The organism is Micromonospora sp. WMMD712 (assembly GCF_029581295.1).
In the GTDB taxonomy this organism is placed as follows: Bacteria; Actinomycetota; Actinomycetes; order Mycobacteriales; family Micromonosporaceae; genus Micromonospora; species Micromonospora carbonacea.
This window is the reverse complement of the sequence record NZ_CP120743.1, coordinates 6,011,763-6,036,651: the sequence shown is the minus strand read 5'-3', so window position 1 is coordinate 6,036,651 and position 24,889 is coordinate 6,011,763. Positions and strand designations below refer to the sequence as shown.

The following is a 24,889-nucleotide window of genomic DNA, read 5'->3' as shown; positions in this document are numbered from 1 at the left end:
GATCGCCGTCCATTCAGGACACTAGCGATCCAGGCCGGCCACCCGCCACCCCGTCCACGGCACACCGCCGCAGAAGCTGACCGCCCGCTGCCGGCCTCAGCCCGCGGCGTCACCGGACCGACCTGGGCCGGTCCCGGAACGCAGGCCGCCCGACGCGATGCCGCGCCGCACGCGGCACGCCAGGAAGAAGGGCGGTCACGATATCGAGATCCGCCACCCTGATGCCGACGTGGTCGAAGAGCCGTCTCCTCCTACGGCACGGGCTCCAGCACGACGACGGGGATCTGGCGGGTGGTCTTCCGCTCGTAGTCGGCGAAACCCGGGTACGCGGCCTTCTGCGCGTCCCAGATCCTCTCCCGCTCCTCCCCCGTGGCGACCCTGGCGACCAGCTCGACCGTGTCCGTACCGATCTCCGCTCGGACCCGCGGGTGGACGAGCAGGTTGTGGTACCAGTCGGGATTGGTGGGTGCACCGGCCTTGGAGGCGAACACGGCGTACCCGCCGTCCACCTCCTGGTACATCATCGGGTTCACCCGGGGCTGACCGCTCTTGGCGCCGACGGTGTGCAACAGCAGCAGCGGAGCACCGGCGAACTGGCCGCCCACCTGCCCACCGTTCGCACGGAACTCGGAAATTATCCTGTCGTTCCAGTCACTCACTGGCCACTCCTCGCCCCGGCCGGCCACCTTCTGCACCACCATCCTGTCAGCTCCCGCCGTGCGAGACGACCTGACCGTCTGCCGGTGTGCAGGCTGTTCGCCCACACCAGCGCCACCACCCGATGAGCGTGACCGTCACCGACGGGCTTCGAGTGGCGGCGCGCGTCCATCCCGTCCGGGCAGGAGAGCCTCGGCCCAACGGCTCCCGAGCACCCACCGAGCACCGGGCCACCGGAGCGGCACCGAGAAAGGCCCTGACCTGGGGCGAAACCCCAGGTCAGGGCCTTGTCGCTAGCGCGCCGCCAGGGCTCGAAACCAGGACCGCTCAGCGCCGGCGCGCCGAAGCGGGGCTTCCTGGCCGGCGCGGTGCCGGACGGCGGGGGCCGGCCGGCCGGGCGGGTGCCACCAGGTGCCACAGGGAGGCCCACTGGTGGGCGGTCAGGTCCTTGGGCAGGTGCTGCGGCCCCACCCGGTTGGCCCGTTGCCAGTCCTGCTGGTCCTTGCGGGCGATCCGCCCGGTCCGCTGAAGGATCTCCGGCAATCCGTGCCCCTTGCCGGTGAACACCAGCCGGACGAATTCCTGGTAACCCCTCCGGTCGTCGACCAGCGGGGTCCCACGACGGACCATGGAGAACAGCCCGCCGTCGACGGAAGGGACAGGCCGGAAGGCGCGGGCCGGAACCCGGGAGTGCAGTTCGAAGTCGTACCAGGGCCACCAGCTCGCGGTCAGCAGCGTCGCGCCGCCGACGCCGGCCCGCCTGCGGGCCACCTCCCACTGCACCAGCAGCACCGCCGTGTGCCAGTGGTCCGCGGCGAGGAGAGCCCGCACGATGGGGGTGGTCACGTGGAAGGGGATGTTCCCGACGACCACGTGCGGATACTGGGGGAACCGGAAGCTCAGGACGTCCGCGCAGACCACGGTGACGTTGTCGGGTGTCTGCCGGCTGAGCCGCTTGGAACGCTTGGAGTCGATCTCCACTGCGGTCAACTCCCTTCCCTGCCGGCTCAGGGGTAGGGTCAGCGCGCCGTCGCCGGCGCCGATCTCCACGATAGGGCCGTCGGTCCGGGCGACGAGCTCGACGAAATCGTCGATCACCGAGCGGTCGACCAGGAAATTCTGGCCGAATTCATGTCGCCCGGCGTGCTGGATGTAGGGCATGTGCGTGCTCCGCGAATATCGTTCGGAGCCGGTCGGCAGGGAACGCCGCACCGGCAGTGACCCGATGGGCGGCGACACTCATCAAGAGGAGCGATGGTCCGCCGCTATGCGCGGCGGAGCCTCATGAAGCACACAACAGCCATGACGGGCACTATACCCGACGACTGAAACGACGGTGCGGGCCACCGGGAACTGGCTTTCTTCGGCCTTGGCCACCCGCTCTCACCAGTCGATCTCCATCAGCGGAGGAAACCCCGTCGGTCCCCCCAGCCGTCGGCGACGTCGGTCTCCATCTGGTTCAGCCGCGCGGTCACCGCCTGGTCGAATCCGTCCAGGAAGTATTCGTCGCCAGGCTTCGCCACCACCGATCCGCCGCTGGTCACGAACGTCTCCACCACCTGCGCCAATGTCGTGCCGGGAGATACCGTGCCGATGCGATAGCGGTCGGCACCGGCCAGGCCCGGAAACGCCGCCTCCCGGTAGAGGTAGACGTCACCGAGGATATCCACCTGCACCGACACCTGCGGGTGGGCCGCGGGGCGCATCGTCTCCGGCCGGATACGCACGAGCTCCACGTCGCTTCCCGTCATCAGGCTGTGCAGGGCGTAGCCGTAGTCGATGTGCAGGGTCGGCGTCCGCTCCATTGCCCTCTCCCGGAACCGGTGCAGCTCGGCCTGGAGCTCGGCGCGCTCCTCCGGGGAGAGCTTCCCGTCCGGCCGCCCGCTGTAGTCCTCCCGCAGGTTGATGTAGTCCAGCGGGCGGTCCGGTGCCGCCTCGTTGAGCTCGGCGACGAAGTCGATCAGCGCGCTCAGCCGCCCGGCGCGGCCGGGCAGGACGATGTAGCTGAGGCCGAGCCGCACCGGCTCGCCCCGCTCGGCACGCAGCTGCTGGAACCGCGTGAGGTTCGCCCGTACCCGGGTGAAGGCCCCCTGCTTGCCGGTGGTCGCCCGGTATTCCTCGTCGTTCAACCCGTACAGCGACGTGCGGATGGCGTGCAGGCTCCACAATCCCCGCTCACCCTTGAGCTTCTGCTCCGTGAGGGCGAACGAGTTGGTGTAGAGGATGATCCGAAATCCCCGCTCGGCCGCCCGGCTGACCAGTGCACCGAGCCCGGGGTTGGTGAGTGGCTCGAGGCCACCGGAGACGTACATCGCGTCGCGGTTGTGCGCGGGAACCTCGTCGATGACAGAGGCGAACATGGCGTTCCCGTCGTCCAGCGCCGAGGCCTGGTAGCGGGCCCCGGTGACCCTTACGCAGAAGTGACAGCGGAACATGCACGTGGGGCCCGGGTAGAGCCCGACGAGATGCGGAAACGTCGGCCTCCTGTCGAGCACGGCGTCGAAGACGCCGGCCCTTTCGAGGCCGAGCACCGTGTTGGTCCAGTAGCGACCGGACGGTCCGTTCTCCACTGCGGTGCGCAACCCGGGAATCCGGGCGAACAGGTCCAGCAGCCGCCCGAACCCGGCCCGGTCCAGGCCGATTTCGCGGCGGGCCTGCTCAAGCGGCAGGAAAGGGGTGGTCCCGTAGATGCGTGCCAATGCCACCAACCCCTGGGCGGCGGCCCCGATCTCTGCCGGCGGCACGATTCCTGAGCCGGCGACCTCGTCGTACAGCACGCGCGCCGCCGCGGTCGGGTCGCTGCCGGGGACAGCGCAGGTCGCCACGGGATTCGAGGCGGAGATCTCCATGGTCACGGGCCCTCCCACACGTCCGTCCGGTGCCGTTCGGTCAACCGGGTGCCACCACGCTCTGTCCGTCGGGCCCGGGCCGCTGTTGCCACCGAGCGGTCAATTCGAATCCCCGGGAGACCGCCAACCGCACGATGTTGCACACCCTGCGGATGTCTTCCCGGGAGATGGCGGAGCCGGTCGGCAGCGCCAGGACGCGCGCCGAGAGCCGCTCGGTGTGCGGCAGCTGGAACTGCTGCCGGGACCGGTAGGGCTCCAATTGGTGACAGGCCGGCGAGAAGTAGCGCTGCGCCACGACGTTCTCGGCCCGGAGCAGGTCGACGAGCAGGTCGCGGTGCAACCCGGTGACGTCCGGGTCGATCTCGACGATCACGTACTGGTAGTTGTGCCGCTCCTCGGGGACGAAGTCGATCACGCTGAGGCCGGGAATCCGGGCCAGCTCCCCGCAGTACTGCTCGTAGTTGGCCTGGTTGTGGCGGGCCACCTCGGGGAACGCGTCGAGCGAGGTGAGCCCCATGGCGGCGGACGCCTCGCTCATCTTCGCGTTGGTGCCGCCGGCCGCGCTGGGGCTGTGCAGGCCGAAGCCGAAGTTCGCCAGGGAGCGGACGCGGTGGGCGAGGTCGTCGTCGTCGGTGACGATCGCCCCGCCCTCGAAGGCGTTGACGACCTTCGTCGCGTGGAAGCTGAACACCTCGGCGTGGCCGAACCGCCCCACCGGTCGACCCTGTGAGGTGCACCCGATGGCGTGGGCGGCGTCGAAGAACAGGCGCAGGCCCGCGTCGGCGGTCACCTTCTCCAGCGCGTCGACGTCGCAGGGCCGGCCCCACAGGTGGACGCCGAAGACCGCCGACGTGCGTGGCGTGATGGCCGCGGCGACCGCCACGTGGTCGAGGCATCCGGTGCGCGGGTCGATGTCGCAGAAGACCGGGTCCAGCCCGAGCCAGCGCACCGCGTGCGCGGTCGCGGCGAAGGTGAGCGATGGCATGATCACCTCACCGGTCAGCTCCGTGGCGTGCGCGAGCAGCTGGAGGGCCACCGTGGCGTTGCACGTCGCCACGCAGTTGCCGACCCCGACCATGTCGGCGACCCGCTCCTCGAACTCCCGTGCCAGCGGCCCGTTGTTGGTCAACCACTCGTTGTCGAGCGCCCAGGACAGCCGGTCGAACAGCCTGGCCCGATCGATCCGGTTGGGGCGCCCGACGTGGATCTGCTGGAGGAAGCTGGCGTGTCCTCCGAAGAGTGCCAGATCCCCGAGATCTCGCTTCATCGTCTGCCTCCCTCTACGGGCCACAGCTTCGCCAGCTCCGGATGCCGCCCGGGAGGCGGCGACGCTCAGGTCCTGGCGTACGCGCTGAGCTCGGCGGCCAGGTCGGGGGCCACCCGCGCCCGCAGCAGGGTGCCGTCGGCCGTGTGCTCCTCGGCCAGCACGTCGCCGTCGGCGTGCACCCGGGCCACGAGGCTGCCCGCGACGTACGGGATCAGGACGTCGACCTGGACCTCCCGGTGCGGCAGCGCGGCCTCCAGCAACTGCCGAAGCGTGTCGATGCCCTGACCGGTGCGGGCCGAGACGACGACGTGGTGCGGCTCGGCCTCCGCCAACGCGGCCAGGGCGGCCGGGGTGGCGGCGTCGGCCTTGTTGATCACGACGAGTTCGGGCACTCCCGCCGCGTCCACGTCCCGGATGACCGCGCGCACCGAGGCGAGCTGCTCCAGCGGGGCGGGGTGGGCACCGTCCACCACGTGCAGCAGGAGGTCGGCCTCGGCCACCTCTTCCAGGGTGGAGCGGAACGCCTCCACCAGGTGGTGCGGCAGGTGCCGGACGAATCCGACGGTGTCGGTGATCGTGTAGCTGCGCCCGCTCGGGGTGGTGGCCCGGCGCACCGTCGGGTCGAGGGTGGCGAACAGCGCGTTCTGCACCAGCACGCTCGCGCCAGTGAGCCGGTTGAGCAGCGAGGACTTGCCGGCATTGGTGTAACCGGCGATCGCGACCGACGGGACGCTGTTGCGCCGCCGATCGCGGCGCTTGAGTTCGCGGCCGGACTTCATCTCCGCGATCTCCCGTCGGAGCCGGGCCATCCTCTCGTGGATGCGCCGCCGGTCGGTCTCGATCTTGGTCTCGCCGGGTCCCCGGGTGGCCATGCCACCGCCGCCGGCGCCTCCGCCCATCTGCCGGGAGAGCGACTGGCCCCAGCCGCGCAGCCGCGGCAGCATGTACTGCATCTGTGCCAGGGCCACCTGCGCCTTCCCCTCGCGGGACGTGGCGTGCTGGGCGAAGATGTCGAGGATCAGCGCGGTGCGGTCCACCACCTTGGCGTCGACGACCTCTTCGAGGCGTACCAGTTGGGCGGGGCTCAGCTCACCGTCGCAGATCACCGTGTCGGCCCCCACCTCCTGGACGATGTCCCGCAACTCCCGCGCCTTGCCGGAGCCGATGTACGTCGCCGGGTCGGGCCGGTCGCGGCGCTGGATCACCCCGTCGAGCACCACGGCTCCCGCGGTCTCGGCGAGTGCCGCCAACTCGGCGAGGGACCGTTCGGCCTCGTCGGCGGTGCCCGAGGTCCACACGCCGACCAGGACGACGCGCTCCAGCCGCACCTGCCGGTACTCGACCTCCGTGACGTCGGCCCTCTCGGTCGACAGCCCGGCGACCCGCCGCAGGGCGGCCCGGTCGAGCCGTCGACCGTCGGCCTCGGCGTCGACCCCGAGGTCGGCGTGGGCGTCGTCCATCAGGGCGTCGGCCTTCGCCGGATGCGGGGAATGGTGCGCTGCGGAGGTCATCTGGGTCCTTTGCCGGGGGGATGCCAATCTCGTTGGAAGGCTTCCGGTCCCTTGCAGGCTTCCGGATGGCGGCGCGGGAAGCGAGGTTCGCCGGTCACACACTTCGCCGCGGCCGAAGCCGCGATGTGTGCGGGCGTCACCGGGTCGCCGGCCCGCGCCCGACCGCCACGGACACGCACCGGCGGGGCCGCGGTGGGTGCGGGATCGCCGTCGTCGCCAAGTGTGTTTCCGACGCACCTGGGCAAGGCAGGCGTCGCCGGGCGATGGTGGGACCGGGGGGCCGGGTCTGCCGTGATCAGCACATCGTCCCGCCGCAGGAGGGGAGTGATGGTGCCGACGCTCGACGTCCGCGAGGAGGTGACCGCGGCAAGGTCCGATCCGGACGCCGTGTCCCGGTTCTGCGCCGCCCTGCTGGCCTCGTTGCCCCGCGCCGACCAGCGACGCAAGGGCGAGCTGTACGTCCGGGGGCTGCTGACCGCCTCCGGCCGCAAGACCATGCGCAACCTGGCCGCCATCGCCGACGATCCGGCGGCGGCACAGAGCATGCACCACTTCATCAGTTGCTCCACCTGGGAGTGGGAGACCGTCCGTGCCGCGCTCGCCGGCCACCTGGACCGGACGCTGTCGCCCCGGGCCTGGGTGGTGCGGTCGATGCTGGTGCCGAAGACCGGCCGGCACTCGGTCGGCGTGGAACGCCGGTACGTGCCGGCGCTGGGCGAGACGGTCAACAGCCAGCAGAGCTACGGCCTCTGGCTGGCCTCGGAGACCGTCGCCGCGCCGATCAACTGGCAGTTGTCCATCGGTAAGGGTTGGCTCCAGGACAACCGCGCCCGCGCGAGCGTACCGGCGGACGAGGACGGCACGACCAGCGACGGCGCGGCGGTGCAGGCGGTGCTGAAGGCCGCGGCCTGGGGGATCGGCCCTCGCCCGGTGGTCATGGACGCCCGGCACTCGGCGCTGCCCCCGCTGATCGAGGCGTTCACCACGGCGGGTCTGCCCTTCCTGCTGCGGATCAGCAGCGGCTGCACCCTGCTGGCCGCCGGGCCCGGCCCGCGCGAGAACCGGGTCGCGGCGGCCTCCGCCGAACACCTGCTCAGCCTGACGCGGGCCCAGCGCCGTCCGGTGGAGTGGATCGACCCGGCCAGCCCCGGCGCACGGCGCACCAGCCTGGTCGCGCCGCTACAGGTCTATTGGCCGGGCCTGTCCGGCGCCCGCCCACCCGGTCCGTCCGTCCCGGCCCCGCCGGGGGCGGCGCGCGCCGCCGCGCCCGGGCTGCCCCTGACACTGCTCGGCAAGTGGCAGACCTACGAGCGCGGCGTACGGCAGATGTGGCTGACCAACATGACCGACGCCGGGTACGGCCCACTGCTGCGGTTGAGCAAGCTCACCCGGCGGGTCGAGACCGACTTCTCCCAGGTCAGCCTCGACGTGGGCATCCAAGACTTCGAGGGTCGGTCATACCAAGGCTGGCACCGGCACGTCACCTTGGCGTCCGTGGCGCACGCCCTGCGGATGCTGGAGGGCGGTGCCGCCGGGTAGGCCGCGCGGGCTGGTCCGGCTCCTGCGATGAGCCCGGATAGCCCCGTTCCTGGCAGAGCAGGCCACGGATCCGGTGCAGGCGCAGAGCGAGCTGCGTGTCGAGGGCCCGGTCCGGCTGCCGCCAGTCCCGGCCGAGCAACTGGGAGATGCGGTCCAGCCGGCGGGACACGGTGTTCGGATGCAGATGCAGCATCTCCGCCGCCCGGGTACGGCTGCCCGCCGAGTCGAAGTAGGTCTGCAGGGTCTCCCTGAGATTCGTGAGCCGGCGCGCGTCGTAGCTCAGCACGGGTCCGATGACCCGGTCGACGAAACCGGTGACGTCGTGGCCGCCGGCGACCAGCAGCCCGAGGAAGCCCAGGTCCCGTGAGCAGGCCGCCCGCCCCTTCGCGTCCAGCGCGGCCAGGGCGTCGACGCACCGGGCCGCCTCCTGGTAGGTGCGGCTGACCGAGTCCGCCGTGCGCACCGGTCCGGCGCCTCCGGCCGTGACCGGTAGGCCGAGCAGCCCGCTCAGTTCCCGCGTCACGTCCCGGGCCCGGGCCCCCGGGTCGTCACCGGGCAGCAGCAGCACCGCCTGGCCGTCCCGGATGGCCTTCATGCCGTTCAGGCCGTGGGCGACGGAGACCGCCCGTTCGAACACCCGGGCCGAGGTGGCGCCCTCGGGGCGGGCGACCACGACGACGTAGGGTCGGTCGAACTCGACAGGTGTGTACCGACGGCGCTTCCCGCCCCGCTCCAGGTCCGGCCACGGGCCGAGCAGGTCCTCCAGGAGCCCGTCGCCCGGCTGGCCGTGGCTCCCGCCGTTCCTGGTCATCAGCAGCGCCACGGTCTGCGCGACCGCCGGCAGGGCCGCCATCCGCTCGTCGTCGGACGGCTCGTCGGCGTGGAACAACACACAGCCGAGGTCACCGGCGCGGGCCGCCAGGGGCACCACCCAGGAACCGGTGGTCAGGCGGCCGGGTCGGCCGGTGGCGTGGGCGTTCAGCCGCACCCGGGCCAGTTCCCGCTCGTTCGGGACAGGGATCTCACCGGCCGCCGCCAGCACGCCGTTGGCCCGGTCACGCACGTGCAGGGCGCCGCCCAGTCGCCGCACGGCGCTGCCCACCAGGTCGTCGAGCTCGCCGCCGTCGAGGATGAGCTGGACGAGTTCGGGTTGCAGGCTGTCGGCCATGCGGACCGCGTTCAGCTCGGCTCGGGCCCTGGCCGCCTCCTGCTGGGCCTGCTTGAGTTCGGCCCACGTGTCGTCGAGCAGCATGATCCGCTCCACTGCCGTCGCCGCGAGATCGGCGAGCAGGCGCAGCGACGCGACCTCGTCCGGGGCGAAGTGGCGGACCTGCCGGTGGCCGACGTGCAGGTTGCCGAGGTGCCGGCCCTCGACGCTCAGAACCACGGACAGCACCGCGTGCAGCCCTTCCGCGCGGACCAGGCCGTCGGCGGCCGGGTGTCGTTCGAGGCGTTCGTCGGCGAGGTGGTCCGCCGTCCAGGAGAGTGGCTCGCGCGGCGCGGCGGCCACGACCAGCCCGTCGCGCCAGGGCAGCCGGTAGCCGCTGGTCAGCGCGGTGGCCGCCCCGACGGCCGAGGCGACGTAGGACTCGCCGGCCGCGTCGTCGACGAGGCTGACGAACGCCACGTCCCCGGCGAGCAGCAGTTGGGTCCGCCGCACCACCAGTTGCAGCCCGGCCTCCAGGTTCGTCGCCCCGGCGAGGTCACGGGCGGTGTCGACGAGGGCGGCCAGCTCCGCCTGCCGCTGACACCGCCTCCCGATGACCTCTCGAAGCTCCAACGCGAGTCGCTTGGCGATCATCACCCGGTCGAGCGTCGCCTGGTCCACTCCGTCCCGGTGCGCCTGGTGCACCAGTTCCTCGTACTGCGGTAAGGGTGCCTCCCTGGCCAGAAGCTCGAAGAATCGGAGTTCGTGGTCCCGCGGGGGAATGCTGGTGCCAGTCATACGTCCAACCACCTCGCACACAACGAATAGAGGATTCAGGGGGGTCGATGGCTACATAAGACTATCGATATGTCCACAGTAACCTGTACACCCTGCAACTACTCGCAGTGAGAATTGCTTCCGCCCGGTAACACCCGGTTCGCCCGCATGCCAGCCGCCGCGCGCCCGGGCGGCAAAGGCGGCCCTTCAGGCCGGCACCCGGAAGCGGTTGATCGCGGCAAGATGGCGTTCCCGCAGCTCCGGGTTCCGGACCCCGAGCCCCTCGCGCGGCGCGAGCGCGAGCACGCCGACCTTGCCCTGGTGCAGGTTGTGATGGACGTCGTAGACCGCCTGGCCGACCTCCTCCAGCGGGTAGCAGCGGGACAGCGTCGGGTGGATCTTGCCCTTGACCACCAACCGGTTGGCTTCCCACGCCTCCCGGTAATTGGCGAAGTGCGTGCCGACGATGCGCTTCAGGGACATCCACAGGTAACGGTTGTCGTAGACGTGCTCGAAACCGCTCGTCGAGGCGCAGGTGACCACGGTGCCTCCTTTGCGGGTCACGTAGACCGAGGCGCCGAACGTCTCCCGGCCGGGGTGCTCGAAGACGATGTCGACGTCCTCGCCTCCGGTCAGCTCCCGAATGCGTGCGCCGAAGCGCTTCCACTCCCGGGGATTCTGGGTGCGCTCGTCGGACCAGAAGCGGTAGTCCTCGGCGACCCGGTCGATGACGGCCTCGGCGCCCATCCGACGGCAGATGTCGGCCTTGCGCGGGCTGGAGACCACGCAGACGGGATTGGCCCCGCCGGCCAGCACGAGCTGGGTGGCGAACGCGCCGAGACCGCCGCTGGCCCCCCAGACGAGGACGTTGTCGCCCTGCTTCATCCGGGCCCCGTTGCCGGAGACCAGCTGGCGGTAGGCGGTGGAGTTGACCAGTCCCGGCGCGGCGGCCTCCTCCCAGGTCAGGTGGTCGGGTTTGGGCATCAGCTGGTTCGCCTTGACCAACGCGATCTCGGCGAGGCCGCCGAAGTTGGTCTCGAAGCCCCAGATCCGCTGTTCCGGGTCGAGCATCGTGTCGCCGTGGCCGTCGGCGGACTCCAGCTCCACCGAGAGGCAGTGCGCCACGACCTCGTCACCCGGCCGCCAGCGGTTGACGCCGGGCCCGACCCTCAGCACCACGCCGGCCAGGTCCGAGCCGAGGACGTGGTACGGCAGGTCGTGCCGCCGAGCCAGCTCGGAGAGCCGGCCGTAGCGCTCCAGGAAGCCGAAGGTGGGCAGCGGCTCGAACAGCGACGACCAGACCGTGTTGTAGTTGACCGAGCTGGCCAGGACCGCGACGAGGGCCTCCCCGGGGCCCAGCTCGGGCACCGGCACCTCCTCCGTGTGCAACGACTTGCGCGGGTCCTTCTCCTGGCGGGGAAGGCCCAGGAACATCCCCGTCTCGTCCTTGTGCACCGTCACGGCCCGGTAGGAGGAGGGCAGCGGCAGGGCCGCCAGCTCCCGCGCGTCGGTCTCCTGGGCGAGGATCGCGTCGAGTATCCGGTTCAGCTCGGGGGTGTCTGGCATCTGTTCCTCCAGCGGGTCGGGGGCGCGGGTCGGGGGCGCACCGGCAACGGGTCGTCAGGGGTGGACGCCGACGAACAGGCCGCGGCCGGACGGGCCGGGCGTCAGGTACTCCGTCGTGAAACCCGCCCGGGCGAAGGCACGTTCGTAGTCGGACCGTTCGAAGAGGGTGATCAGGTGGCTCTCGTCGAAGTGCCGGACTCCCCCTCCGGAACTGGCCACGAGGTAGTGCACGGTGATCCGGGTCGCGCCGCCCTCGCGTACCGAGTGGGAGACCCGGGAGATGGTGCGGCCGTCGACCTCCACCAGGCTCGCGCCCACGTACCCGGGGGTGAAGGTCTCCGGGAACCACCACGGCTCGACGATCGCCACTCCCCCGGGGGACAGGTGCGCGGCGAACCGGGCCAGGGTCGCGTCCAGCTCGGCCGTGGTGGCCAGGTGGCCCACCGAACTGAACATGCAGGTGATGACGTCGTAGCGGTGCCCCAGGTCGAAGGTCCGCATGTCGCCGAGGTGCAGGGCCGCCCCGGGGTTTCGCTGCTGGGCGATGCTCAGCATGTCCGGTGCCAGCTCGATGCCGCCCACGTCGTCGAAGAGGCCCGCCAGGTGCCGCAGGTGCAGCCCCGTGCCGCACGCCACGTCCAGCAGCGTCCGGGCGTGCGGCCGACGGGCCCGGGCCAGTGCCTCCAGCTCCGCCGCCTCCGCCGCGTAGTCCTTGCCCTTGCCCTGGTAGATCAGGTCGTAGACCTCGGCGATGGCGTCCGCGTACATCATGGACATCGCTCCTTTCAGGAGTGTTCGGTGGTGGCTCCGGCCGGCCGGCCGGGCCGGTCGTCCGCGACGAGGCGTTCCAGGATGCGGACCACCTCGGCCGGCGAGGGCGCGGCACGCAGCTCGTCGCGCTGACGGCGGGCGGCGGCGGCGATCGACGGGTCGTCGAGGATCCGGACGACGGCCGCCCGCAGCGTCGGGGCGTCGAGCCGCTCCGGCGGGATCGAGATCCCCGTGCCGAGTCGCTCCGCCTGCTGCGCCTTGAGCGGGGCGTCCCACAGCGACGCGATCATGATCTGCGGCACCCCGTAGAGCATGGCCGTCGACCACGTGCCCGCCCCACCGTGGTGGATGATCGCGGCACAGGTCGGCAGCAGCACGTCCAGCGGCACGAAGTCGCACACCCGGACGTTGTCCGGCAGGTCACCCAGCTCCTCGCGCTGGGCGTCGCTGAGCGTCGCGACGACCTCGACGTCCAGGTCGCCGAGGGCGCCGAGCAGCTCCTGGAAGGAGACCACGTCTTTGCCGTACGTCTCCCGGCTCGACACGCCGAGGGTGAGGCAGACCCGGGGCCGGTCGGCCCTGGCCACCCACTCCGGCACCACGGACGGGCTGTTGTACGGGGTGTACCGCATGGCCACCCGGCGCCCCGGGACGGGAAGCCGGGTGCTGTCGGCGGTGGGATCGATGGTCCACGCGCCGGTGACCAGGGTCTCCACCTCGTCGTCGTCGAGCTCGCAGCCGTACCGGTGCAGGGTGCAGCGCAACCACTCGGCCATCGGGTCCTCGCGCTGCTCGGCCGGCCGCCGCGCCAGGCTCTCGGTGAACAGCCGCCGGGCGTTGCCGACCACGTCCGGCCCCCAGAGCAGCCGGGCGTGCGTCGCACCGACGACCCGCGCCGCGACCGGCCCGGCGTAGGTGAACGGCTCCCAGATCACCAGCTCGGGCCGCCAGGACCGGGCCAGGGCGACCATGTCGTCCATCGTGGAGACACCGTTGAGCGGCGCGAAGCACAGCGCGGTGAGCATGGTCTGCTGCCCGAGCAGATACTCCCAGGTCAGCACCTCGGGACGGGCCTCGGTGAAGTCCAGTCCCCGCTGGTACGGCATCAGGTCGCCGCCGACCTCGGCGAGCAGGTCGATGATCGCCTGGTCGTCGCCGACCGGCACCGCGGTCAGCCCCGACCGCACGATGGTGTCGGTGAGCGAGGGCTGGCTCGCCACCCGTACCTCGTGGCCGGCCGCGCGCAGCGCCCAGGCCAACGGCACCAGGCTGTAGTAGTGGGTGTTGTGCGCGAAGGACGTCATCAGGACGCGCATCGGGTCGCCTCCTCCAGCGCCGGGCGGTCGTCGGACCGCTGTTCGCCGCTCTCCGCCCGGGCGACGGGAAAGCGGGCGTGGCCGAGCAGGACGGGCGAGCGTCGCCACCGGACGCCGCCGGACGCCCGCCGCAGCGTGGGCAGCGCCTCGGCGAGGGTCCGCAGGGCGGTCGTGACGACGAGCCTGATCAGCGGCCCGGCGCCGGCAAGCTGCGGCAGGCCCACCACGTCGCGGGCCGGGACGCGCGACCCGCCGGGGTCGAACGCGTCCGGGCTCGGGGCGGTCGCCGCGCGCGGACCCCGGTTCGCCATGGCGACCAGCACGACCAGGTGGCTGTCCGCCGGGAGGAACACCCCGCCCAGGGTGACGTCCTGCTGCGCGACGCGGCTCTCCAGGCGCACCGGCGGAAAGCAGCGCAGGGTCTCCTCGACGACGGCGGCGGACCGGTCGAGGTCCCCACCGAGCAGGGCCCAATGCCCGGGGCGGTCGAGCAGCGCACCGACCGCGTTGCAGAGCAGGGTGATCGCCGGTTCGGCCGTGCCGACCGCCAGCGCGAGCGCGGCGGCCGTCCGGTCGTCGGCCGGCAACGGCGGCCAGGACCCGGCTGCGGACGGACGCGACGGCCCGGACCCGGCGGACGGGGACAGCGACGGCGGGGGCGGCACCTCGCCCAGCAGGTCGGTCAGCTCGGCGGTGGCGGCGACGGTGGCGAGAGCGGTCGCCACGGTCTGCGGGCACAGCCGGCTGTCCAGCGTACGGCCGGCGGCGGCGAGTGCCTCGGCGAAGCGGCCCCGCCGCGCGGCGGGCACCCCCAGCAGGTCGGCCAGCACCGCAGCGACCAGCCGCCGGGCGAGCACGGCCAGGTCGAACCGCTCCCCGATCCCGTCGAGCAGGACCGCGGTGGTCTCCACGACCCGGGTACGCGCCCCTGCGGCGTCGGCCCGCAGGACCGGCCCGCCGAACCCGGCGAGCGCGTCCAGCCGACGCCGGGCCTCCGGCCCGTGGTCCAGCGCCGTGCCGGCCAGCGGCAGGGTCCGCTCGGCGGGCCGCTGCCCGGCCCGGGTCAGCCAGCCGAACCGGTCGTCGGTCAACACCTCCCGGGCCAGCGCGGCGTCCCCGGTCACCCAGGTGTCCAACTGCTCGCTGCGGAACAGCGGCTGGGCGGCCACCTGCTGCTCGTACGGGGTCGGGTCGTCGGTCTCCGCGCGCAGGATCAGCGCGTACGGGTCGCCGTGGTTGCCGGCGAACCACTGCGCGGCGCGGGTCAGTTGCAGCCGGCGGGCCCAGGTCGCGGGATCCCCGTCGGGCGGGACTGTGATCATGCGCTTCCTCTCCTGCTGTCGTCGGACTCGCCGGGACGGACCCGGCGTACGGGTCACGGAACGCGGGTCGGGCACACCTCGTCGAGCCACTTGTGCACGGTCGCGGCGGTGCCGGGGGCGTGCTCGGTCATCATCGAGAAGTGGGTGCCGGGCACCTCGGCGCTGGTGTGCGCGTCGTCGAAGCGCGAACGCCAGTCCTGCCGGGGATCCGGCCAGGCGCCCACCGGTTCACCGGCATACAGGTGCAGCACGGGTGCCCGGGTCGGCCGGGGCGCCCAGTCCAGGAGCAGCCGGTGATAGGCGCCCATCGCGGTCAGCCGTGTGTCGTCGACGGGGACGACGGACCGCTCGGCGACCCACGCCAGCATCTCCTCGCGCCACACCCCCATCGCCCCCGGGGCGGCGGGCGTGTAGATGTCCATCAGCACCAGCGCGGCGGGGTCCGCGCCCCGTGCCTCCAGGCGCACCGTCAACGCGTGCGCCATGTTCGCCCCGGCCGAGTGGCCGACCAGGACGAAGGGCCGCCCGGCGCAATGGGCCAGGACGGCGTCGGCCTGGGCGTCGAGCAGCACGTCCAGCCCGGCGGGCAGCGGCTCGCCGGGCAGGAAGCCGGTCTGCGGAAGGACGGTGACGTCCCGGAGACCGGCCAGCGCGGCGGCGAACGCCGTGAACTCCCGGGGGCCGGACGCCGCGGCCGTGCCCGCGCAGCAGACCAGCGCGGGTCCCCCCGCCCCGGTGCCGAGCGGGACGAGGGCCGGTGGCTCGCCCATCTCGTCCGGGGACCGGAACACCGGCCGGAACGTGGCGACGGTGCCGAGCACCTCCACCGCCTCGGCGGCGCGGCCGGCGGCGACGGCCCGCCGGTACATCTCGACCAGGGCGCTCCCGGCGGCCGGCGCGGGTGGCCCGCCCGCCGCGCCGGTGAGCAGGCCGTGCAGGTGCGCGGCGAGCGCGTCAGGGGTGCGGTGGTCGAACAGGACCGGGGCCGAAAGGCTCAGGCCGGTGGCCTCGGCGAGCCGGCGGCGCAGCTGGACGGCGGCGAGCGAGTCGAAGCCGAGGGCGGAGAACTCCGCGTCGGCCGGTACGTCGTCGGCCCCGTCGTGCCCCAGCACCCCCGCGGCCTCGGCGCGGACCAGCGCCAGCAGCCCGGGGCGGTCGGTGGCTGCCGGGGCAGGTCGGGGCACGGGCGGCTGCGCCCGGTGCGCCGGGCCGGCCGGATCGACGTCCCCGGTCGGCAGCTCGGCGAGCAGCGGGGCGGGACGCGCGGCGGCGAAGCCTGACGCGAAGCGGCCCCACTCGGTGTCGGAGACCGTCACCCCGGTCTCGTCGGCGTCCAGGATCCGCCCGAGGGCGGCGAGGGCGGCTGCCGGGGGCATCGCCCGGACGCCCCGGCGGCGCAGGTACTCCTCCCCCGCGCCCGCCCCCATGCCGGGCCCGCCCCAGACCCCCCAGGCGACGGAGGTCGCGGGCAGCCCTGCGGCACGACGACGCTCGGCGAGCGCGTCGAGGGCGGCGTTGGCCGCAGCGTACGCGCACTGCCCGCCGCTGCCCCACACCCCGGCGGCGGAGGAGAAGGTGACGAAGGCGTCCAGGTCACGGGCCAACTCGTGCAGGTGCACCGCCCCGGCGACCTTGCCTGCGCAGACCTGCGCGAACAACTCCGGGGTCGTCTCGTGAAGCGGTGTCACCTGGGGCACGCCCGCCGCGTGGAACACGGCGGTGAGCGGAGCGGCGCGGGGAATCCCGGCGAGCAGGTCGGCCACGGCCTCCCGGTCGGCGACGTCGCAGGCGACCACGGTCACCTCGGCACCGAGCGCGACCAGTTCCGCCCGCAGCGCGGCGACCCCGGGGGCGTTCCCGCCCCGGCGGCTGGTGAGGACGAGGTGCGTGGCGCCGTTGCGCGCCAGCCAGCGGGCCGTGTGCGCGCCGAGCGCGCCCGTACCGCCGGTCACCAGGACCGTGCCGCGCGGGCGCCAGGCCCGCTCGGCCCGGGGCGCGGGCGCGGGGACCAGCCGCCGGGCGTACCCGGCCGCCCCCCGGACCGCGACCTGGTCCTCCGGGCCGCGCAGCGCGCGCCGCAGCAGGTCCCAGTCCCGGTCGTCCGGGTCGACCGGCAGGTCCACCAGGCCGCCCCAGGACCGGGGGAGTTCGAGCGCGGCCACGCGGCCCAAGCCCCACAACTGGGCGCCGGCGACCGACGGGGACTCGCCGGGCGTCACCGCGACCGCCCCCCGGGTCACGCACCACAGCCGCGCGGAGGCCCCCAGGTCGGTCAGGGCCTGGGCGAGGGACAGGGTCGCCAGCACCCCGCAGGGCACCGAGGCGGACCGGGGATGTGCCCGGTCGTCGAGGCCCAGCAGGCAGAGCAGCCCGTCCGGCCCGCCGTCCGCGTCGGCGGCGGCCTCGGTCAGCACGGCGGCGAGGGTGTCCCGGTCCACGGCGGCGGCGTCCACCGTCAGCCGGGTGACCGTGGCCCCGCCCCGGTGCATGGCCCGCTCGGCGGCGTCGGCGAGCGACGCGACGCCGTCGTGGGCGGGGACCACCAGCAACCACGCCCCGGAAACCGTCTCGGTCCCGGCGGCGGCGGGCACGGTCGGCAGGGGCCGCCAGGCGATCCGGTACCGCCAGGCGTCGTCGCGGCGGGCCGCCGGCGGGCCCGGCGCCAGCCAGTAGCGCCGGTGCTGGAAGGCGTACGTGGGCAGCTCGACCCTGCGCGCGCCGGTGCCCGCGAACACCCGGGACCAGTCCATTTCCGCGCCACCGGCGTACGCCCCGGCCAGGGCGGCCAGCAGGGTCGCGGGCTCCGGCCGGCCGGGGCGCAGCACCGGCAGCAGCAGCACGTCGCCGGTGGGCCCGAGGCACTCCTCGGCCAACGCGCACAGCACCCCGTCCGGGCCGAGCCCGACGAAGGCGGTGGCCCCCTGGTCGCGGGCGGCCCGCACCCCGTCCCGGAACCGGACGGGCTGGCGGACGTGCCGGACCCAGTAACCGGGGTCGCGCAGCTCGTCGGCGGTGGCGAGCCGGCCCGTCGCGTTCGACACCACCGGGATCGTCGGGGCATGGTACGTGAGGCCCCGCGCCACCCGCCGGAACGGCTCCAGCATCGCCTCCACGTGCGGGGAGTGGAACGCGTGGCTGACGTTGAGGCGTCGCGTCCGGTGGCCGAGGGCGGCGCACCGGGCGGCCACGGCCAGCACCGCCTCCTCGTCGCCGGAGACCACGACCGAGCGCGGGCCGTTGACCGCCGCCACCGCGACCCGCTGCCCGTCGAGCAGTGGCCCGACCTCCTCCTCGGTGGCCCGGACCGCCACCATCGCGCCGCCCGGCGGCAGCTCCCCCATCAGCCGGCCCCGCGCCGCGACCAGCTCGCACGCGTCGTCCACGTCGAGTACGCCGGCCACGTGCGCGGCCGCCAGCTCGCCCACCGAGTGACCGAGCAGCACGTCGGGCCGGACCCCCCAGCCGTGGACCAGTCGGAACGACGCCACCTCGACGGCGAAGAGGGCGGCCTGCGCGTACCGGGTGCCGTCGAGCAGCCGGGCGTCGTCCGACCCCGGCTCGGCGAACAGCACCCGCAGCAGCGGACGATCGAGGTGCCGGTCCAGCCGGGCGGCGAGCTGGTCCAGGGCGTCGGCGAAGGCGGGGAATGCCTCGTACAGTTCGCGCGCCATCCCGACGCGCTGGCCGCCCTGCCCGGCGAAGAGGAACCCGGTCCCGCGATCGTGACGCACCGTGCCCCGGATCAGGCCCGCCGCCGGCTCGCCGGCGGCCAGCGCGTCGACGAGGCGGAGCAGGCCGTCGCGGTCGGCGGCCACCAGCACGGCCCGGTGCTCCAGCGCGGCCCGGCTGGTGGCCAGGGAGAATCCCACGTCCAGCGGGTCCGCGTCGGGGTGCGCCGCCAGGTGCGTACGCAACCGGTCCGCCTGGGCGCGCAGCGCCGCCTCCGTCCGGCCGGAGAGCACCCACGGCACCAGCGGCAGGGTCCTCGTGGGCGGCGTCGGGTCGTCGGCCGGGGCCGGCGGCGGCTGCTCGACGATCACGTGCGCGTTGGTGCCGCTCACCCCGAACGCGGAGATCCCGGCCCTGCGGGGCGCCCCGGGCAACGCGGGCCAGGGCGCCACCCCGGTCGACAGCCGGACGACACCGGCGGACCAGTCGACCAGCGGGGTCGGGACGTCGGCGTGCAGGGTGGGTGGGAGCGTACCGGCCCGCATCGCCAGGAGCATCTTGATCAGGCCGCCGACGCCGGCCGCCGCCTGGGCGTGCCCGATGTTCGACTTCAGCGAGCCGAGCCAGAGCGGCCGGTCCGGGGTCCGGTCGGCGCCGTAGGCGGCGATCAGCGCCTGCGCCTCGATCGGGTCGCCGAGCCGGGTGCCCGTGCCGTGCGCCTCGACCGCGTCGATCTGGTCGGCGCCGAGCCGGGCGTCGGTCAGCGCCTGCCGGATGACCCGCTGCTGGGCGGGGCCGCTCGGGGCGGTAAGCCCGTTGCTGGCCCCGTCCTGGTTGACGGCCGATCCCCGGATCACGCCCAGCACCCAGCGGCCGTCGCGCACCGCGTCGGAGAGCCGTTGCAGGACCAGCACACCGACGCCCTCCGCCCAGCCGGTGCCGTCCGCGCCCGCCCCGAACGCCCGGCAGCGCCCGTCCGCGGCGAGGCCCCGCTGCCGGGAGAACTCCACGAATGCCGCCGGGTCGGGCATCACGGCGACCCCACCGGCCAGTGCCAGCCCGCACTCGCCCCGGCGCAGCGCCTGCACCGCGAGGTGCACCGCCACCAGCGAGGACGAGCAGGCCGTCTCGACGGTCAGGGCCGGACCCTCCAGCCCGAGCAGGTACGAGATCCGTCCGGACAGGACGGCGTCGGCGCTGCCGGTCAGCCGGAAGCCCTCCGCGCCCTCCGGCACCTGACCGGCGTCGGCCGCGTACCCCTGGTGGGCCGCACCGACGTACACCCCGGTGCGCGAGCCGCGCAGGCTGTGCGGGTCGGTCCCGGACCGCTCCAGCGCCTCCCAGGACACCTCCAGAAGCAGCCGCTGCTGGGGGTCCATGACCACGGCCTCGTGCGGCGACACCCCGAAGAACGCGGCGTCGAAGTCTCCCGCCCCGGCCAGGAACCCGCCCTCCCGGCAGTAGGTGGTGTTCCGCGACTCGGGATCCGGGTCGTACACGGCGTCGACGTCCCAGCCACGGTCGGTGGGGAAGCCGCCGATCGCGTCCGTGCCCGTCTCGACCAGCCGCCACAGGTCCTCCGGAGAGGACACCCCGCCCGGGTAGCGGCAGGCCATGCCCACGACGGCGATCGGCCCGTGCAGGGCGGCGAGCAGCTCGTGGTTCTGCCGGCGCAGCCGCTCCGTCTCCTTGACGGAGACACGCAGCGCCTCGATCACCTTGTCGGGGGGCATGGCCATGGGCGGGCTCCTCGGGGGGAAGAGGGAACGGGTCAGGAGCTGGCGTTGTCCAGCACCCGGCGCACCAGCTCCTCGGGATCGAGTTCGTCGATGGCGTCGCCGGGAGCCGGCTCGGGCCCGTCCGGCACCGCGTCGGCGTCCAGCCCCGCAAGCGCAAGCAGGCCGTCCAGTAGGCCGGCGTCCCGCAGCCGGGCCAGCGGCAGGTCGGCCAGGGCCCGGCGCACCTCGGCCTCGCGCGGGTCGCCGCCGGCCGGCGCGGGACCGAGCAGCCCGGCCAGGTGCTCGGCGACCGCCGTCGCGGTGGGGTGGTCGAAGACGAGGGTGGCGGACAGCGGCACGCCGACCGCCGCCCTGAGCCGCTTGGCCAGGTCGACGGCGGTCAGCGAGTCGAATCCGATCTCCCGGAACGCGGCGTCGGGGCCGACGTGCTCGGGCCCCGGGTGGCCGAGGACGGCGGCGACCTGCCGGCGTACCAGGTCGAGCAGGCCCCGGCGGCGTTCGTCGGGGCTCGCGGCGGCGTGCCAGGCCGGCAGGTCGGAGCCCGCGGGTCCGGCGTCGGCCGGCGTCGCGCGGGCCTCCGGGAGGTCGCCGAGCAGCGGGCTGGGCCGGAACGCGGTGAACCCGGCCGTGAACAGCGTCCAGTCCACGTCGGCGACGGCGACGAAGGTCTCGTCCCGGTCCAGGGCGGCCAGGAGGGCGTCCACGCCACGCTCGGGAGGCATCGGCCGCAGGCCCCGGCGGCTCAGGTACTCCTCGGCGTCGCCCTCGCCCATGCCCCCGGAGCCCCACAGGCCCCAGGCGACGGAGGTGGCGGTCAGCCCGGCGGCGCGCCGCCGTTCGGCGAGCGCGTCGAGGGCCGCGTTGGCCGCCCCGTACGCGCTCTGCCCGCTGCTGCCCCACACGCCCGCGTTCGACGAGTACAGGACGAACGCGTCCAGGTCGTGCCCCCGGGTGAGTTCGTCGAGGTGGCGGGCTCCGGCGACCTTCCCGGCGAACACCTCGGCGACGTCGGTGAGCCCGGTCTCGCCGATCGGCATCGAGTGCGCCACGCCCGCGGTGTGGAAGACCGCGCTCAGCGGCGCGTCGGCGGGCAGCCCGGCGAGCAGCGCCGCCACGGCGGCCCGGTCGGCGACGTCGCAGGCCGCGACGGTCACCTCGGCGCCCAGCGCCCGGAGTTCCCCGACCAGCCCGGCCGCACCGGGGGCGTCGGCCCCGCGCCGGCTGGTGAGCACGAGGTGCGCGGCCCCGCCGGCGGCCAACCGCCGGGCCACGTGCGCGCCGAGCGCGCCGGTGCCGCCGGTGACCAGGACGGTGCCCCTGGGCCGGTACCGCCGCTTCGCGGGTAGCGCGGGGGCGCGCCGCAGCCGGCGGCCGTACCCGACCGGGCCGCGCAGCGCGACCTGGTCCTCGTCCCCGGCCAGCACGTCCACGAACGCCTCCCACACCGGGCCGTCCGCGTCGGCGGGCAGGTCGACGAGCCCGCCCCACGTGCGGGGCAGTTCGAGGGCCGCGACCCGGCCGAACCCCCAGACCTGCGCCTGGCGCTCGTCGGCGGTCTCGCCGGGCCCGACGGAGACCGCGCCCCGGGTGACGACCCACAGCCGGGCGGCCGGCAGGGCGTCGGCGACGGCCTGGGTCAGCAGCAGCGTCGCGGCGACGCCGACGGACACGGCCGGGTGGTCGGGGTGCGGGCGACGATCGGTGCCGAGCAGGGACAGCACCCGGGTCGCCCCGCCCGCACCGGCCGCGGTGAGCAACGCCGCGCACGCGGCCCGGTCGGTGCCGGTCGGCTCGACGGTCACCAGGCGCACCTCGGCGCCCCGCGCGGTGAGCGCGTCGCGCACCGCCTCGACCAGCTCCGCCGCCTGCTCCGGGCCGGTGACCAGCAGCCACCGGTCGGCCGGCGCGGCGCCGGTGCGCTGAAGCCGCCGCCAGCCGACCCGGTAGCGCCAGCCGTCCCCGGCCGGGCCGGAGTCCGCCTGCGCGGCGGGCTCCAGCCAGTAGCGTTGCCGCTGGAACGCGTACGTGGGCAGGTCCACGGCGACGCGCGCGGCCCCGGCCAGAGCCCGGGACCAGTCCACGGCGACCCCCTGGGTGAACGCCTCGGCCGCCGAGGCCAGGAGCCGGTCCAGGCCGCCCGCCTCCCGGCGCAGCGACCCCACGGCCACCACCCGGACGCCGGCACTGTCCCCCAGCTCCTGGATCGCGGGTACGAGGACGGCGTGCGCGGCGGCCTCGACGAAGGCGCGGTGCCCGTCGTCGAGCAGCACCCGCACGGTCTCCTCGAAGCGGACCTGCCCCCGCAGGTTGCGGTACCAGTAGCCGGCGTCCAGGCCGGCGGTGTCGACGCGCCCGCCCTGCACCGTCGAGTAGAAGGGCACCTGCGCCGGACGGGCGTCGACCGGGCCCAGGACGGTGAGCAGCTCGGCGCGCAGCCGGTCCACCTGCGTCGAGTGGGACGCGTAGTCCACCGGGATCCGCCGCACCCGGACGCCCTCGGCCGCGAGCGCCTCGACCAGTTCGGTGACCGCGTCGGCGGCACCGGACACGACGGTCGACTGTGGCCCGTTGACGGCCGCGACGTCGAGCCGGCCCACCCAGGCGGCCAGCCGCCCCGCGACCTCCCGGGCCGGCAGCTGGACGGACGCCATGCCGCCGCGACCGGAGAGCACCCGACCGATGACCTGGGACCGCAGCGCGACCACCCGGGCCGCGTCCGGCAGGGTCAGCGCGCCGCAGACCACCGCGGCGGCGATCTCGCCCTGGGAATGGCCGACCACCGCGTCCGGCTCGACGCCGAGCGACCGCCACACCTGCGCCAGCGACACCATCACCGCCCAGGAGACGGGCTGGAGCACGTCCACGCGGTCCAGCGGCGGGCTGCCGGCCGCGCCCCGGATCACCTCGCCGAGCCTCCAGTCGGTGTACGCCGACAGCGCCTGCTCGCACCGTCGCATCGACTCGGCGAACGCCGGTGACTGGTCGAGCAGGTCGGCACCCATGCCGGCCCAGTGCGTCCCCTGCCCGGGAAAGACGAACACGGTGCGCCCGGTGGGGGCGGCGACGCCGGTCGTGACCGCCGGTCCGGGTTCGCCGCCGGCCAGCAGGTCGAGCGCGTCGAGCGCCTGCGGTCGCCCGGTGGCCGTCACCACCGCCCGGTGGTCGAACACCGACCGCGCGGTGGCCAGGGCGAGTCCGGCGCTGGCGAGGTCGGTCCCCGGCGCTGCGGCCAGCAGGTCGCGCAGCCGGCGGGCCTGCCCGGCCAGCGCCGGCTGCGACCTGGCGGACAACACCAGCGGTACGACCGGCGGCGGGTCGCCGACGGGCCGGGCCTCGGCGGGCGGGGCGTCGCCCGCCGGGGCGGCGGCGGGCCCGGGGGCCTGCTCCAGCACCACGTGCGCGTTGGTGCCGCTCACCCCGAAGGAGGAGACCCCGGCGCGGCGCGGGCGGCCCGTGTCCGGCCACGGCGTCTCCGCCCGCAGCAGGGCCACCTGGCCGGCGGACCAGTCGACCTCGGTGGTCGGGGCGTCCACGTGCAGGGTGGGCGGCAGGACGCCGTGCCGCATCGCCAGCACCGTCTTGATGACCCCGCCGACCCCGGCCGCCGCCTGGGTGTGGCCGATGTTGGACTTCAGCGAACCGAGCCAGAGCGGACGGTCGGCGGGCCGGCCGGCACCGTACACGTTCATCAGGGCCCGCACCTCGATCGGGTCGCCGAGCCGGGTGCCGGTGCCGTGCGCCTCGACCGCGTCGACGTCGGCGGCCGTCACCCGGGCGTCCACGAGCGCCTGGCGCAGCACCTTCTCCTGCGCCGGGCCGCTGGGGGCGGTGAGGCCGTTGCTCGCCCCGTCCTGGTTGACCGCCGTGCCCGTGACCAGGGCCAGCACCCGTCGCCCGTGGCGGACGGCGTCCGACAGCCGCTCCACGACCAGCATGCCGACCCCCTCGGCCGGCCCGAACCCGTCCGCCGAGTCGGCGAACGCCTTGCACCGGCCGTCCGGGGCCAGCCCCCGCTGCCGCGAGAACTGCACGAACACCGCCGGGCTGGCCAGCACCGTCGCCCCGCCGGCCAACGCCAGGTCGCACTCGCCCTGCCGCAGGGCCCGCACCGCCAGGTGCAGGGCCACCAGCGAGGACGAGCAGGCGGTGTCCACCGTCAACGCGGGCCCCTCCAGGCCCAACGCGTACGAGATCCGCCCCGAGGTGAAGCTGACCACGCCGCCGGTCAGCAGGTGGCCCTCCAGTTCCGCCGGCGGCTGCCCGACGACGTCGGTGTAGCCGCCGTGCCACGCCCCGACGCACACCCCGGTACGGCTGCCGCGCAGCGAGTCCGGGGGGATCCCGGCCCGCTCCAGCGCCTCCCAGGACGTCTCCAGCAGCAGGCGCTGCTGCGGGTCCATGGCCAGCGCCTCGCGGGGCGAGATGCCGAAGAACGCGGCGTCGAAGTCGCCGACCCCGGCGAGGAACCCGCCCTCGCGGCAGTAGGTGCGGCCCGCCGCCTCCGGGTCCGGGTCGTACAGCGCGTCGCCGTCCCAGCCGTGGTCGTCGGGGAACGGGGAGATCGCGTCGGTGCCCGAGGCGACCAGCTCCCACAGTTCCTCCGGTGAGCCGACCCCGCCGGGGTACCGGCAGGCCATGCCGACGATCGCGATCGGCTCGTGCGCCCGCGCCTCGACCGCGCGCAGCCGGTCGGTGGCCCTGGCCAGCTCGGTGGTGGTCAACCGCAGGTACTCGCGGAGCTTCTGCTCGTGCGACATGC

General features: G+C 74.4%; 13 protein-coding genes. 1 reads left to right on the top strand and 12 read right to left on the bottom strand.

The features are described 5' to 3' along the window. Nucleotides 1-251: 251 nt before the first annotated feature. From O7633_RS26185 to hflX, 5 genes are all read right to left on the bottom strand, one after another. Nucleotides 252-659 (bottom strand): nitroreductase family deazaflavin-dependent oxidoreductase, encoded by a 408-nt coding sequence (locus O7633_RS26185; protein WP_278132353.1) that lies wholly within the window; start codon nucleotides 657-659, stop codon nucleotides 252-254. Nucleotides 660-984: 325 nt separating this feature from the next. Then, on the bottom strand, nucleotides 985-1,818 hold the full coding sequence (erm, locus tag O7633_RS26180; RefSeq protein WP_278132351.1) for a 23S ribosomal RNA methyltransferase Erm: 834 nt from the start codon (nucleotides 1,816-1,818) through the stop codon (nucleotides 985-987). Between the two features lie 239 nt (nucleotides 1,819-2,057). Further along, a complete protein-coding gene (desII, locus tag O7633_RS26175) occupies nucleotides 2,058-3,506 on the bottom strand; it encodes a dTDP-4-amino-4,6-dideoxy-D-glucose ammonia-lyase (protein WP_278132349.1) in 1,449 nt (482 codons plus the stop codon). A 40-nt stretch (nucleotides 3,507-3,546) separates the two neighbouring features. Next, entirely contained in the window at nucleotides 3,547-4,773 is a 1,227-nt protein-coding gene (locus O7633_RS26170; RefSeq protein WP_278132346.1) for a dTDP-4-dehydro-6-deoxyglucose aminotransferase, read from the bottom strand. Nucleotides 4,774-4,838: 65 nt separating this feature from the next. Next, nucleotides 4,839-6,233 carry a GTPase HflX gene (gene hflX / locus O7633_RS26165; RefSeq protein ID WP_278136351.1) on the bottom strand — a complete coding sequence of 465 codons (1,395 nt, stop codon included), beginning with the start codon at nucleotides 6,231-6,233 and terminating at the stop codon, nucleotides 4,839-4,841. Between the two features lie 378 nt (nucleotides 6,234-6,611). Between hflX and O7633_RS26160 the strand changes: the two genes are divergently transcribed. Then, on the top strand, nucleotides 6,612-7,823 hold the full coding sequence (locus tag O7633_RS26160) for a transposase (RefSeq protein ID WP_282324290.1): 1,212 nt from the start codon (nucleotides 6,612-6,614) through the stop codon (nucleotides 7,821-7,823). Here the strand turns inward: O7633_RS26160 and O7633_RS26155 are convergent. From O7633_RS26155 to O7633_RS26125, 7 genes are all read right to left on the bottom strand, one after another. Then, entirely contained in the window at nucleotides 7,765-9,768 is a 2,004-nt protein-coding gene (locus O7633_RS26155; RefSeq protein ID WP_282324289.1) for a helix-turn-helix domain-containing protein, read from the bottom strand. The genes O7633_RS26160 and O7633_RS26155 overlap by 59 nt on opposite strands. 186 nt (nucleotides 9,769-9,954) lie before the next feature. Further along, entirely contained in the window at nucleotides 9,955-11,295 is a 1,341-nt protein-coding gene (gene ccrA, locus O7633_RS26150; protein ID WP_278136350.1) for a crotonyl-CoA carboxylase/reductase, read from the bottom strand. Nucleotides 11,296-11,367: 72 nt separating this feature from the next. Then, nucleotides 11,368-12,084: a class I SAM-dependent methyltransferase gene (locus O7633_RS26145; protein ID WP_278132340.1), complete on the bottom strand. Its 717-nt coding sequence runs from the start codon at nucleotides 12,082-12,084 to the stop codon at nucleotides 11,368-11,370. A gap of 14 nt (nucleotides 12,085-12,098) precedes the next feature. Further along, on the bottom strand, nucleotides 12,099-13,400 hold the full coding sequence (locus O7633_RS26140) for an activator-dependent family glycosyltransferase (protein ID WP_282324288.1): 1,302 nt from the start codon (nucleotides 13,398-13,400) through the stop codon (nucleotides 12,099-12,101). After that, a complete protein-coding gene (locus O7633_RS26135) occupies nucleotides 13,388-14,722 on the bottom strand; it encodes a P450-derived glycosyltransferase activator (RefSeq protein WP_282324287.1) in 1,335 nt (444 codons plus the stop codon). Before O7633_RS26135 ends, O7633_RS26140 begins: the two co-directional genes overlap by 13 nt. 53 nt (nucleotides 14,723-14,775) lie before the next feature. Further along, the gene (locus tag O7633_RS26130; protein WP_282324286.1) at nucleotides 14,776-20,130 is read right to left on the bottom strand and encodes a type I polyketide synthase; all 5,355 of its coding nucleotides are present in this window, start codon (nucleotides 20,128-20,130) and stop codon (nucleotides 14,776-14,778) included. A gap of 32 nt (nucleotides 20,131-20,162) precedes the next feature. Next, nucleotides 20,163-24,887 (bottom strand): type I polyketide synthase, encoded by a 4,725-nt coding sequence (locus tag O7633_RS26125; RefSeq protein ID WP_282324285.1) that lies wholly within the window; start codon nucleotides 24,885-24,887, stop codon nucleotides 20,163-20,165. Between the last annotated feature and the right edge of the window lie 2 nt (nucleotides 24,888-24,889).